Annotated in this window: 16 protein-coding genes and 1 other annotated feature; of the genes, 5 read left to right on the top strand and 11 right to left on the bottom strand. The window is 34.4% G+C overall.

All coding sequences use genetic code 11. From position 1 onward, the window contains the following. Window positions 1-287 precede the first annotated feature (287 nt). The 4 genes from AN957_RS09520 to AN957_RS09515 form a co-directional block, all read right to left on the bottom strand. On the bottom strand, window positions 288-770 hold the full coding sequence (locus AN957_RS09520) for a GyrI-like domain-containing protein (protein ID WP_245637772.1): 483 nt from the start codon (window positions 768-770) through the stop codon (window positions 288-290). A gap of 217 nt (window positions 771-987) precedes the next feature. Beyond that, a complete protein-coding gene (locus AN957_RS29110; RefSeq protein WP_425388940.1) occupies window positions 988-1,254 on the bottom strand; it encodes a nucleotidyltransferase family protein in 267 nt (88 codons plus the stop codon). 19 nt (window positions 1,255-1,273) lie between these two features. After that, window positions 1,274-1,579 carry a nucleotidyltransferase family protein gene (locus AN957_RS29105; RefSeq protein ID WP_425388939.1) on the bottom strand — a complete coding sequence of 102 codons (306 nt, stop codon included), beginning with the start codon at window positions 1,577-1,579 and terminating at the stop codon, window positions 1,274-1,276. A 255-nt stretch (window positions 1,580-1,834) separates the two neighbouring features. Beyond that, window positions 1,835-3,394 carry a glycoside hydrolase family 10-like protein gene (locus tag AN957_RS09515; protein WP_056683654.1) on the bottom strand — a complete coding sequence of 520 codons (1,560 nt, stop codon included), beginning with the start codon at window positions 3,392-3,394 and terminating at the stop codon, window positions 1,835-1,837. Window positions 3,395-3,805: 411 nt separating this feature from the next. On the opposite strand from AN957_RS09515, the gene AN957_RS09505 reads away from it, so the two are divergent. Further along, window positions 3,806-3,994 carry a DUF4177 domain-containing protein gene (locus AN957_RS09505; protein WP_053475364.1) on the top strand — a complete coding sequence of 63 codons (189 nt, stop codon included), beginning with the start codon at window positions 3,806-3,808 and terminating at the stop codon, window positions 3,992-3,994. A gap of 29 nt (window positions 3,995-4,023) precedes the next feature. Here the strand turns inward: AN957_RS09505 and AN957_RS09500 are convergent, their stop codons facing one another. After that, window positions 4,024-4,584, bottom strand: a complete 561-nt coding sequence (locus tag AN957_RS09500; protein WP_245637771.1) for a CBO0543 family protein — start codon at window positions 4,582-4,584, stop codon at window positions 4,024-4,026. A 167-nt stretch (window positions 4,585-4,751) separates the two neighbouring features. Here AN957_RS09500 and AN957_RS09495 point away from each other — a divergent pair, with 167 nt between their 5' ends. Continuing rightward, window positions 4,752-5,285 carry a hypothetical protein gene (locus AN957_RS09495; protein WP_053475363.1) on the top strand — a complete coding sequence of 178 codons (534 nt, stop codon included), beginning with the start codon at window positions 4,752-4,754 and terminating at the stop codon, window positions 5,283-5,285. A gap of 142 nt (window positions 5,286-5,427) precedes the next feature. On the opposite strand, the gene tyrS is transcribed toward AN957_RS09495, so the two are convergent. Next, window positions 5,428-6,678, bottom strand: a complete 1,251-nt coding sequence (gene tyrS / locus AN957_RS09490) for a tyrosine--tRNA ligase (RefSeq protein ID WP_053475362.1) — start codon at window positions 6,676-6,678, stop codon at window positions 5,428-5,430. Between the two features lie 44 nt (window positions 6,679-6,722). Continuing rightward, window positions 6,723-6,941 (bottom strand) — a binding site (T-box leader). Between the two features lie 14 nt (window positions 6,942-6,955). Beyond that, window positions 6,956-7,468 carry a MarR family transcriptional regulator gene (locus tag AN957_RS09485; RefSeq protein WP_053477492.1) on the bottom strand — a complete coding sequence of 171 codons (513 nt, stop codon included), beginning with the start codon at window positions 7,466-7,468 and terminating at the stop codon, window positions 6,956-6,958. A gap of 657 nt (window positions 7,469-8,125) precedes the next feature. Between AN957_RS09485 and AN957_RS27600 the strand changes: the two genes are divergently transcribed. Next, a complete protein-coding gene (locus AN957_RS27600; protein WP_156319096.1) occupies window positions 8,126-8,296 on the top strand; it encodes a hypothetical protein in 171 nt (56 codons plus the stop codon). Between the two features lie 26 nt (window positions 8,297-8,322). Here the strand turns inward: AN957_RS27600 and AN957_RS09480 are convergent, their stop codons facing one another. Further along, window positions 8,323-8,724, bottom strand: a complete 402-nt coding sequence (locus tag AN957_RS09480; RefSeq protein ID WP_053475361.1) for a YunG family protein — start codon at window positions 8,722-8,724, stop codon at window positions 8,323-8,325. Between the two features lie 391 nt (window positions 8,725-9,115). Beyond that, window positions 9,116-9,940 carry an N-acetylmuramoyl-L-alanine amidase gene (locus AN957_RS09475; protein WP_056683646.1) on the bottom strand — a complete coding sequence of 275 codons (825 nt, stop codon included), beginning with the start codon at window positions 9,938-9,940 and terminating at the stop codon, window positions 9,116-9,118. Between the two features lie 312 nt (window positions 9,941-10,252). On the opposite strand from AN957_RS09475, the gene AN957_RS09470 reads away from it, so the two are divergent. Then, window positions 10,253-12,007 (top strand): B12-binding domain-containing radical SAM protein, encoded by a 1,755-nt coding sequence (locus AN957_RS09470; RefSeq protein WP_053475359.1) that lies wholly within the window; start codon window positions 10,253-10,255, stop codon window positions 12,005-12,007. A gap of 32 nt (window positions 12,008-12,039) precedes the next feature. Here AN957_RS09470 and AN957_RS28800 read toward each other — a convergent pair whose 3' ends face one another. Both AN957_RS28800 and AN957_RS28035 read right to left on the bottom strand, forming a co-directional pair. Next, window positions 12,040-12,171: a hypothetical protein gene (locus AN957_RS28800; protein ID WP_256376275.1), complete on the bottom strand. Its 132-nt coding sequence runs from the start codon at window positions 12,169-12,171 to the stop codon at window positions 12,040-12,042. Further along, entirely contained in the window at window positions 12,171-12,332 is a 162-nt protein-coding gene (locus tag AN957_RS28035; protein ID WP_172797629.1) for a hypothetical protein, read from the bottom strand. Before AN957_RS28035 ends, AN957_RS28800 begins: the two co-directional genes overlap by 1 nt. Before the next feature lie 142 nt (window positions 12,333-12,474). On the opposite strand from AN957_RS28035, the gene AN957_RS09465 reads away from it, so the two are divergent. Continuing rightward, entirely contained in the window at window positions 12,475-12,822 is a 348-nt protein-coding gene (locus AN957_RS09465) for a DUF3905 domain-containing protein (RefSeq protein WP_053475358.1), read from the top strand. Window positions 12,823-12,956: the final 134 nt, after the last annotated feature.

The raw sequence follows: 12,956 nt of genomic DNA, 5'->3' as shown, positions 1-12,956 counted from the left end.
GATCATATTTAGTAGCCCATCTTCACAAACTCTATTCCAGGAATACCCAAAACCAACTTAAATTGATGATAACTGAGAATATTGTTTAATTAAATTTTTTATAAGGGGATTAAGTTCCTCTGGTAATTCATTAACCTTAAAAAATCCTACTTCAGTTGTTCCTCTATATATCCCATAATTACCTCCGGAAAATGAATGATTTACTAAATTAGCCAATTCTATATTTTATTCCATTCAACTTCCACTAAACTATAAAAAAAGAGATTGCTGATTCGTACCTTGGGATTTCACTCGATCGTGTCAAACAGTTCTACATTTACTTTTTCGGTATTCTTCCAATCATAAAACTTTTCAATATGCCATTTATTTTTCAATCTTGTATATTTGTTCTGTTCAATCCAATTATGTAAAAGATCATACGTTTCCATTATTTTGAAATTAGGACCACTATGCCTAGCAACAGCATATCTTTGAGGTGGGACTGTTATTGTTACCATATCAGTAGGTATATCCTCAAACTCTTTTACTTCAACACCAACCCAATACCCATCTTCATCAGGCGTTTTATTTTCTACAAAAAATGCACCAAATTGCTGTAATGGATTGATAATATGTTTGACCTCATTAATCCGCTTGCTTAAATGAAATGATGCTTTAGGAATTTCAACTATATATTGGTCACCAGAACACAAAACTCGAAACCCTACTAGCTTTAATTCATCAAGTTCTTCAATAGTCATATCCTGCTTTGTTATTTCCGACACTTTCATTCCCCCTTCATTACCGATATTTTACAGTTTCTACATATGAAACTTGATTACCTTCTTTTTTTACAAATCTGCTTCACTTGCGAAATAAAAAAAGGTGACCTGGTCACCTTACTCTAAAAATCTTGTACTCTTTCTCTAAAATACGTTGCTTCGCAATTCACATGTATTTCTTGACCTTTTAAACATTCACTAAGATACTCCACCTATTCATAGAATTTCACCATGGAATAACGGTCAATTCCGGCCACTTTTTATGCCATTTAATCGCTTTATTTTCATAGATTTCACGTGTGATCATACGCTTATTAGGTCTGACTATCATGGAAAACAAATCATCCAGATTGAATGGTGCATAAATATTAAATAAATCACTCTGCTCTTTCCTAATCCCTAATGAAGTAGCTGTTGTTGGCCAACTATGTATCGCGTCTTCAAGTGATACATAGGGTTGAATTGAAAAGCCAAACTTTTTCTCATACCACAGATGAACTCGGGCTTGATTTTTAACATCTAATCGAAAGGGAAAATCTCCAATTTATAACCAGGTAATCAGTAAATTTTTGTTCACTTGTTAAGCTTAAATCTTTATTATCAAAATACACTACATCTACATCAGATATTCCGTAAGTTAGCGGATAACCAGATAAATGGTTCCAAATAGTGTTTGTAATACAACCAGCACCGATGTAATAATTAAAAGGGATATTTGATTCTTTTAGTATCTCGAATAACCTCTTCAATTGGTAACTGTTACTTATAATTTCTACTAGTTTCTCCTCATTTTTTTCACAGAATCTCTCCTTAATCATCATTCACTGAAAATTTCTAAATCATCTTGCAAAATAAAGTCTACAATAAAACTTTTCACTCTTGTGTTTCGATAGTTCCAAACTCTTGTACTTAATATGTTCTAGCAAACTATTTGAATTAACACATCTTTAATGGACCATGCTTTTTACACATTTTAAGATGCTCTATTTTCTTTGTTTAGTTTCAGGTGCAGTTTTCGGTTTTCAAAAAAACCTTCTTAACCCATTATGATCAAGAAGGTTTTGATTATATTTTTATTGCACAATTACTGCACTACTTGCATCACTTTCATTATGAAGTCGGTCTAGGGATGTAATTACATACGTATATTTTTTTCCGATTTCTGCCGTTTTATCTAGGAACTTTTGCTGTGTTGCTGTTTTTCGAATCGTCTTTACTAAATAAGCCGAGTCATCAATGCTTTCTATACTATCCCCATCTATTCGATAAATGGCATAGTATGTTGAATCTTGATTTAAAGGATGATCCTCAATCGTAAGCTCAATGCCGTTCATTGTACGTGCAGCACTTTGAAGAATTGGCTGCTGCGGTGAAATATTATCGAGCCAAGGCATTGTTGGAATTAACGCTGGCTGCTTATAAAGATCATTTGTTAAGCGATCTTTTATCCCAAGTGGATTTCGATTTAAATCCTTCAAACTGAAATGCATGCTGCCCATGAATGTATCATATTGACGATTTAAGTAAATTTGTTTAGGATACTCCTCAGCATTTTTCCATGCTGGACTAGAATCATTTTTGATCTTATAAGCTGCTTGTCCAATATAAAGGTGAATGGGTTTACCGCTCGTCTCTTTAACCCACCAGTCTAGTAGAATATCGTAAGCCGCTGGCTTAAAGCCAATATTCCAATAGATTTGCGGAGTAATATAATCTATATAACCTTTGCGTATCCACTCTCTTGTATCGGCATATAAATCATCATAATTGCTTAGACCTGCTGTTGTTTTTGAACCTGTCGAATCTTTGGCAATGTTTCTCCATACTCCGAATGGGCTAATCCCGAATTTCACATAAGGCTTTTCCTTTTTAATTGCCTTATTCAAATCCCGGACTAGCTGGTTTACATTATCTCTACGCCAATCCGCTATTGTTTTAAACTTCCCTTTACCATATTTTTTAAATTCTGCCGTATCAGGAAAATCTTTTCCTTTTACTTTATAAGGATAAAAGTAGTCGTCCATATGAACACCATCAATATCATAGTTCTTTACAACCTCTAAAATTCCATCAATGATAAATTTCTTTACCTCAGGTAGTCCAGGGTTATAGTAGAGCTTGCCTCCATATGATTCAACCCAATTTTGATGTTTTCTAGCAGGGTGATCTGCCGATAAACGTTTAATATTCGTGTGATTCATAGAAATTCTGTATGGGTTGAACCAAGCATGAAACTCAAGATTACGTTTATGAGCCTCATCAATCATAAAGGCAAGTGGATCATAGCCTGGATTTTTTCCTTGAGTACCCGTTAAATATTCAGACCACGGACCATACTTGCTAGGGTAAAACGCATCAGCTGTTGGTTTCACTTGGACAATAACAGCATTCATTCCCATTTTCTCTGCTTCATCTAATAGCTTCGTAAACTCTTGTTTTTGTTTTTCTATTGATAATCCTTTTTTCGAAGGCCAATCAATATTCGTTACTGAAGCGATCCAAACAGCTCGCAGCTCTCTTTTTTTGTATGTAGTTATAGTTTCTGCTTGTCCATGTTTAGGAAATTGTATAAATGACGTCCCCATTAAGACAAGAATAAGCGAAATGATTGCCGCTTTTTTTGCTACCTTCATTCTTCGTCCTCCTCATATAGTAGTACTCTATGACCCTCTCATTTTCACAATTATTGGAAGGATAGTCAATTATTATATGAATGAAATTATTTTTCAGAGTATTATATAATTAAGTAGGACTAAAAATTCGGGGTGTTACTATGACTAATCAGGTTCAAACTTGCAAAGCCTGTGGTAGTACAAAATTTACTAAAGGCCGTTTAGATGGTTACGCAAAAGTCAGACCAATCAACAAGACTTTTTCTCTAGGCTCTAACTTAATACTTACATTTTGCAAAAAATGTGGTGAAGTATCTTCTATGAAGGTAGAAAAGCCAAACAAATTCTAAGATGGTTTAACAATATTTCATGAAACTATTTAGCCCAATCTACCGTAGTATTGGAAACAAGAAAAACTAAGGAGTGATGTTTATGTATGAATACAAGTTTGTCGATGTTGCTGTAGGTTCTTTTAGTAATTATCCTAAAGAAGATTACCATGAGATTATTCATGAGCACGCTCGCAAAGGGTGGAGGCTCCACCAAATTCTAACTCCCCCTTTTGCCGCAGGCGGCCAAGCAATCACTATGGAATTAATATTCGAAAGGAAACTTGGATAAGCAAGGCGGGCCGCGAGCCTGCCAATATTTTATTTGCCGCCAATCATTTCAAAGCTTCTCCTTCTGCTAAACCAGTGAGCAACTAAATATAAAGAAGTTAGAATTAAAAAAGAATAGGTATAGGCCCAGTCTACTTTTTTATATAGGTCTAGCATAGACATAATTGGCATACCTACAAAAGCACCGAAAGCTCCAAACAAAAGTGCCTTAATAAATGGATTCACATGGGACTTATATTGAAGTAAAAACATAATCGTTACCGGTATTACTGAATTTCTAAAGGAATAGCTTATTGTAGGCAACGGGATTACTTTAACAGGATACGTCCATTTGCCAAAGTCGACTCCTACTCCATCTAAGTTTGTCGATAAAATCATTATAATAAATCCAACAAATAGTAGTCGTGCCGAGCTTTCCCTTTTTCGGAATATTGCCCATAGAATCCATGGTACAATTAACATTGCTAACGATACCCACCAGCTCCAGGTGAATAGGAATGCATTAATCGTTGCATCAACAATTAATTCGTTTGCATGGACAATTATTTTATTTGCTTTTTCAACTTGCTTTAATCCCTCTTGAAACGTCATTCTCCACACACCCTTTTTATTCCTTAATACTTACCTCTTAATATTAGACTTGATGTTTTTTTTATTCTTGTTCTTGAGTGTTAAATGAACAAACCATTCTTTAATCCCTTACTTATTCATTTTCCATTTCCAAATGTTGTATAATATAGGGAGGAGAGTGATTATATTTGCAAATAGCGATGAAAAAACAAGACATTGATTTTACGGGTGCTAATCTAGGCGAAAAATGCTTTGAACCACTTATTAAGCTTTATAAAAAGAAAGTTGCGGAACAAACCGATTTCAATCGGATTAAAGAACAATTTTATGAGGAACTATCAGAAGGTCAAAGAGCATTATTTATGTTTTATGTTTTTTACAAACATGTAAGTAAGTCACATATCGAATTTTTTTGGTGGAGTGCTTATTTAATGGCTCAACCTAAAAGTTGGTCAGCCATCAAAGCTGGTATAAAGTATTTTAAAGACGAATCCATGCATTCACTTCTTGAGAAAATAGAATTAGAACTTAAACGACATCACTATCCCGAAACATTAGAAACCTTTTCCATTAAACGTGAAGATTTAGATCAAAACAAAGTACTTCTTGCATCCATCAAATCTCTGTATAGCTTATTTGAACATACATCCCCTCTTACTATTAAAAAAATTAATAACTGCATTGCTAAAAACTTACAAGAATATGTTGAAATAGAAGCCTAGTTTTTTAACAATGCAGCTTACTACAGCATCTTGTATTAAGATGCTGTTTTACCATTTGAATTAGATAGTTTCTCTATTAGTAACCTGCTATTTCATATGATTTTTTTGTATGAATTTCTATAAAGTATAACTTTTAATTACACTATGATTGGATTATCATTTTCACAAATTTCCGCTTACCAACCTGTATAATTAATCCATCAGTAATGGAAATTTGCTGTTGAACATCCCGTACCTTTTCACCATTAATCTTTATACCTCTATTTTCAATCATTCTACGGGCTTCACTTTTGGATTGGAACAACTTTACATTCACAAGTAAGTCGATTACAGAAATTTCTTCATTTCCTCTCCATTCAATCACTGGAATCTCGTCGGGAATACTACCTTGTTGGAAGACTTGAATAAAATGCTGTTCTGCTTGTTCTGCTGCATCTAACCCGTGATACATTCTTACAATCGTCTTTCCGAGTAGCATTTTTGCATCTCTTGGGTGCAGTATTCCTGATTTAATTTCTTCTTTGATTTTCTGAATTTGTACAGGCGTTAGATCTGTGACCAGCTCAAAATACTTATCCATTAACTCATCAGGTATAGACATCGCTTTTCCGTACATTTCTTGTGGACTTTCATCAATACCAATGTAGTTTTTCTTTGATTTAGACATCTTTTCTACACCATCAAGCCCCTCTATTAACGGCATTAATAATGCAACCTGCTTATCTTTTCCAAACTTTTCTTGAAAATGTCTTCCCATCAAAATGTTGAAATGCTGATCTGTTCCACCAAGTTCAATATCACATTCTAATATGACTGAATCATATCCCTGCATTAAAGGATAGAAGAATTCATGTAGAGAAATTGGTTTCCCAAAAGCTATCCGTTCTTCAAAGTCATCTCTTTCCAGTAATCTAGCAACTGTTATTTTCCCTGCTAATTGAATGACTTCCTCAAAATTCAATTTAGACAACCACTGGGAGTTGAAATGCAGCTCTACTTTCGACATATCCATGATCTTTCCAAATTGTTCAAAGTACGTTTTTGCATTATGCTTAACGTCTTCATCTGTAAGTTGCTTTCTAGCTATTGATTTACCTGTTGGATCGCCAATCTTCCCAGTAAAGTCACCAATAATTAGTTGGATGGTATGCCCATTTTCTTGAAACTGCCTAAGTTTATTTAAAACGACCGTATGACCAAGATGTACATCTGGAGCAGATGGGTCTAATCCAAGTTTTACTTTTAAAGGACGATTCTCAATTATTGATTTGGCTATTTTAATTTCTAATTCTTCCGTTGGAATAATTTCTTGCACACCTTGGCTGTAAATTGCCATCTGTCGCTTTACTTCTGTTCGTTGTTTCTCAGTCAATCGTTCCATTAAATGACTCATCTTCATTCCTCCTAAAAAATAATATAAAAAAACCACATCCCCTAAAAAGGGACGTGGCTTAACTTTTACACGCGGTACCACCCTTATTGAAGGATATGATCCTTCCACTCAACGTTTAACGGTTTTTCCGTTCTTTGCTGCTTTTTTCGCAAAGAAAGCTCAAGGAATGTAATTCGCGTTATCTTTGTGTCAATTCACACCAGCCATTGACTCTCTGATTACAGGGAGATAACTGCTACTAGATTTCCTCTCATTGCTTTTCGCATATTCATTTATATCAAAAATTGTTCTCTCTAATAACTCTTCGAAGTAATTTTGAAATGCCTTTTTGTTCACTCACACTCAAACTCAAGACAATATCAACTTCATTTTCATGAAATTGAGGATATAATTCTTCCATTACCCGTTTCCCTTTTTCCGTTATGGTTACAAAGGTAATTCTTCGGTCCCTGTTATCAACTTTTCGAAAACATAATTCTTTTCGCTCTAGTGTATTAGTTATATTGCTTACTGTTGCTTTTGTGATACCAGCTGATAAAGCCAATTTTTTTGTTTCTAATGAATTCCATATCCACAAATCATAAAGAATGGAAAATGAGGTCCACGATAACCCATATGCGGATAACACTTCACGTTCCATCTTTGTTCTTAATCCTTGTGCAATTCGATAAATATTTGTTACCACAGCAATTGCATCTAAGTTTAACGATTCAATTGGGATTTTAGTTAAGAGATTGATTGTATCTACCTCTTCGGGAAGCAATTCTCCATTTTCATTAAATGAATGTATAATCACTCACCTCGTTAATTTTCAAAATCATTAGCTATGAAACGATAATACCAAAAGAATTTTATGAATGCAATAACATTTTATTAAATTTATAAATTCAATAGTTTCTCTGCCAGATATACTTTAGCCATATAATAAGCATTTACTGTAAAAAGTTATGTTTTTATTTGATTATTTCGTATTAGTACTCGCTCCAAATAACTAAGTTAGTGTTATGAATAATTTTAACAGTATTCAACTTTTTCCTTCTTTTTTATGGATATAATCTTTTGATTGTCATAGTTGAAGAACGAGGAGGATTTTGTCGTTTAATTTTTACCTAGTTATCACTTTTTTCAATTATAATTAAAAAAGCTTCTTTCATAAAAACGCTCTTGTCCAAATACACTTAATATTAAATCATTGAAAGGGTGATTATTTTGAGTGAATTCATCGTTTGTAAAGAATGTGGAGAACTAGCTAGTTTTGAGAAAATGACATATATAAACAACGAGCCAATTTGTCCCTCCTGTTGTGACAAGGAAGCTTATGTACTACAACCTTACGATAGCAAATAGAGGGGAAACCCTCTATTTATTTTGAAAATTTCATTTTATAAAAATTCTCACCTGTACAAAAGCAATTACTAGGAATATGTAAGTATGAGGAGAGATCATTTTGAAAAAGGTATTTGGTTTTATTCTATTAGTTTTAATATTTATTTTTCTGCTTACCGGTCAATTTGACCGGGCATTAACAGTTTGTTATGCAGCAATAGTTATAGCTAACACATATCAAGCAATCGAATTTTTTCAGAAAAAAAACGAAAACAGACCATTATCCACCTAATTATTGCATCTGGATTTTTTTCTTTTTTATTCATTCATTGCTCTAGTTTCACTTAGTCGGACAGAGACTTCCTGCCTGATTGGGATTAATTTTTCTACTCTACGTTTTAAATACTTGTATTGTTTTTGATTGGTATCCAAAAAAGCTTCTTCCCTATTAGATTTAATATCTTTGTAATTAATTTCCTCACTAAATTGGGATTTGGTAAAATCATAACACTTCCCATCGACCCTATTGTAGAAGTGCCATCCATCTGGCAACATGGTTTTCAATATTTCTCCGCCGAAAATATCGTTTACGACTAATGCTGTTACCCCGCATTGTCCTTTTGCTGGATTATCCTCAGACCACTTGGAACTTGATTGAATGGACCAAGATTGGAATAAGAATCTCATCAAGTTTTCTAACTCATCTTTTTTGGAAGACATAATTTATCCCCTCTCTCTTTCCCTGATTATATTATACAAATCAATATATGTTTTATAATAAATACGAAATAACAAAATTTCTTCAATAAACGATGAATGAATCCTTCTCATTTTATGTAAGATATACGTACATACTTTCATTAAGGGAGTCATCGCATGCTAAAACATTTATTAATTAACATCCTTGCTTCTAGTATAGTAATGAAACGAAACTTAGATTGGCATAGACAGATCTTATGGATTTCCATTCCTTTGTTTACCATATTCATGTTGATTCAAACGAAGTATATTATTTATCAAATCAAAAAAGGAAACGACTAAAGAAAAATCCCACCTTAAATTTCATTGCAATAATACCTCATAGTCCCTCTCATAATTGAGAGGGACTATTTTATTTGTAATACTCATTTGCCTTCTTTAACAAAGCCTTTGACGGAGTTTCATATTTGATATAGCCGTCAATTTTAGTAATCCAATGATTATCCCCGACATCGTATTGCCCAAAATAAAGATCATCATATCCATAAACTCTGTAAACCTCACCAGGCTGTAGAATCCTAACAAAAACAAGCTGATCATTCGCGTCGCGTTTCCATAAGTTTATTCGTTTTAAAATTCTAATACGGCCAATTTGTTCTTGCTTCAGCTCCATTCCTTCCCACATTGGCGGTTTTGGTGCTTTTTCCTGAAGATTGAATGCACGTACCAAACCATTCGCATGCCCATGAGCGATCCTTTCAATATAGGGTTGTTGCTTTAATTTCGCTGCATCAGACGGATGATCAATAAATCCGTTTTCTGTTAAAATTGAAGGCATATTGCTTTCTCTTACCATATGAAAATTAGCTTTTTTCTTTCCTCGATCTTGAAAGTCAACCTCTTTTTTAATTTCTGCATGAATCATATTTTGATAGTTAACCGCTGCTGCACTAGCAGTTGGATAAATATAATCCTCAAATCCTGTACCACCGCCTGAATTAATGTGGACTGACAATAGATAATCAGCTCGCCATGAATTAGCAGCATCTGTTCGCTGAGTTAGTGAAAGTGTTTCATCCCCCTCGCGGCTAAGTTTTACTTGAACATTTTCATATTCACTAAGTATATCTCTTATATTTTTTGAGATTTGCAGTGTAAGGTTCTTTTCTTGAAGGCCATTTCCAACTGCTCCAGGGTCTATTCCACCATGTCCCGGATCAATAAAGAATTTCACCAACTGAAACCCTCCTTATCCAATATTAATACATAACTAATTTGCCGTATTATCGAAATTCTTTCCTATTTCATTATTTTGGTTTGCCTTTAATCAGTATATTTTTTTTTTATTCTCTAAAAAACATTCTCTTTAGTTTGGTTGTACTCTTTATTAACATATTCCTTTGACAGTCCTTACGTTCTTCAATATTATTTAATCCAATATTTTCTCCGCAGTTTTCTTACTTATTCTTGACTTTTTTCTACCCTATTTGTCAACAATGGGTTATAATAATAAGTTGATGTTTTTAATACTCTTAAAGGAGTTTCTATTATGAAGATTATTTGTTCCACACTAAATGCAAAATACATCCATACAAATATTGCCATACGTTATTTAAAGGCATTTGCTGAGCCTGAATTTAATATTGAAATTGCGGAATATACAATCAAAGATCCAATTATGAATATAGTGACCGATCTAATTAGTAAGAAACCTGCTATTATTGGCTTTAGCTGTTATATATGGAATATTGAAGAGACAATTAAAGTCGTAAAAATGATAAAAAAAATTGATCCGGCTATTCAAATTGTTGTAGGCGGCCCCGAGGTATCTTATGATGTACTTGAGTGGATGGAGAACGTAAAAGAATTTGACTTCATTGCCATTGGTGAGGGAGAAGAAACATTTAAACAATTGCTTACCGAGTTAAACGGGGACAAGCAAATGGAGAACGTCCACGGTATTGCCTTCCGAAAAGAAGGTCAAATAAAAATAAATCCGCAGAGAAATAAGCTTGATTTAAGAGAGCTCCCATCACCATTCAGATTTGAAGAGGATATTCCTCATTTGGGCAAAAGGGTTATTTATATTGAGACAAGCCGCGGCTGCCCATTTAGCTGCCAATTCTGCCTTTCATCTATTGAAGTTGGTGTACGTTACTTCGACAGGGAGAAGGTTAAGGATGATATTCGCTATTTAATGCAAAATGGAGCAAAAACGATCAAATTTGTTGATCGCACCTTTAATATTAGCAGGAGCTATGCAATGGAGATGTTCCGTTTTCTGATTGACGAGCATTTACCTGGTACCATATTTCAATTTGAAATCACAGCAGATATTATGCGGCCAGAGGTCATCGAATTTTTAAACCAAGAGGCTCCTCCAGGATTATTCCGCTTTGAAATCGGTGTGCAGTCAACAAATGATTACACAAATGAGCTTGTGATGAGAAAACAGAACTTTGAGAAGCTCTCACGCACGGTTACAATGGTTAAGGAAGGCGGGAAAATTGATCAGCATCTTGATTTAATAGCCGGTCTTCCAGAAGAGGATTATCATTCATTTAGAAAAACTTTCAATGATGTATTTGCAATGAGACCTGAAGAATTACAACTAGGATTTCTGAAGTTATTAAGAGGGACAGGTCTCAGGTTACGAGCCCAAGAGCACAAATATATTTATATGGATCATTCCCCATATGAAATGCTCGGAAACAATGTTCTTTCATTTGATGATATTATTCGAATTAAGCAGGTAGAAGATGTTCTTGAAAAATATTGGAATGACCACCGAATGGATTTTACTGTTGAATATCTTGTCACACATACCTTCCCCTCTCCATTCGATTTCTTTCAAGACTTCGGAAGCTTTTGGGAACAAAAGGGCTGGTCAAGAATCGGACATCAGCTGGAGGACTTATTTAAACGTCTTTATGAGTTTCTTGAAACAAAGGATATTGAAGACCTTGATGTGATTGAAGGGTTAATGAAATATGATTACTTATCAAGGCAAAAGTATAAACCAAGAAAGCCTTGGTGGGGACCTAGTGCAAGCTACGATAAAGCAGAAAGATCTATCATCTATCAAAGCATTATTCAGACTCCAACTCAATTAGGTCAAAATTTTGTTGATTTGGGGCTTACTGAGAAAGATTTATTTAAACATACACTTATTGAAAGGCTTACTTTCGATTTAGATAAATATTTTTCAGAAGGCAAAATTGAAAAACGAGGAACGACTATTCTATCATACTTCGATTCAAACACAGAAAAGACGATCATTTATTCTACACCTGAAAAGGGATAATAATTAAAACCGGCTTCATTAGCCGGTTTTAATTATTTCTTTTTCTTTTTCTCTTCATTCATGAATGGGATTTCATACATCTTACTTGCATTCATATCTCCAAGCTCATTGCTAAACTCCACATTTTCAGTAGCGCTTCTTTTCTTTCGATTCTTTTTACTCACTACGATCTTCCCTTTCTTCCTTGCTTTGAATTTCGATTGGCTCCTTTCATTGGGTTTTCTCCCTGACTAAATTCAGCTGAAAACTCTGTCTCTGCTACGTTCTTCTTTGGTGTTTTGCTATATTTTTCAACAGCATCGAATTGTGCTTTTCTTTTCGCCAAGATTTACGCCTCCTTTTATCGTGAATTCCTTTTTATTTTTCTCCTACTTCCTCATTTCATTCGGGAGGGAAACTTCCTATTTTTTCTTAAATAAAATGATCATTCCAACAAAAACTATTGAAAAAAAGGATGATGAATACTTATGAAAAATAAAGGGCAAAAACTGAATAAAATAGGAATAGACGAAACACTTCCGCATCAAATTGAAGCACCGAGCTTTAAAGGGACAGGTATAAAGATGGAGCCTCCCTTTAAAAATTCTCAAGGCGTAATAATTGGGGACAGCTATTATGCATCGGAAAATTCTCCTTTAGAAAACTGGAGTGATGAAGTCGATCCTGCCATTATGGCTGGGGACGAATGGGTACACCCTACGAATGACATTGGATGGAACACCACCGAAAATAAAGAATTGTTAGAACAGAAAAGAAAGCCTCAAGCCTACCCTTTTATGCATCCTACAAAAGATGTAAGCCGTGGCACAGATTAATACAAGAAAAGCGTAAGCGCCTTGGTCATCGCCGTACAAAATGGAAGGGCCGGTTCTTTCGATAAAGGAAACACAGTGAGCGAGAGCGAACCGATGTTGACTTATCGTAGGGAGGGGACCTGAAGTTTGATAGG

The sequence above is a fragment of the Cytobacillus solani genome (genome assembly GCF_001420595.1).
Classification (GTDB): domain Bacteria; phylum Bacillota; class Bacilli; order Bacillales; family Cytobacillaceae; genus Cytobacillus; species Cytobacillus solani.
The sequence above is the reverse complement of the archived record's forward strand: the minus strand, read 5'-3'. Positions and strand labels throughout refer to the sequence as shown.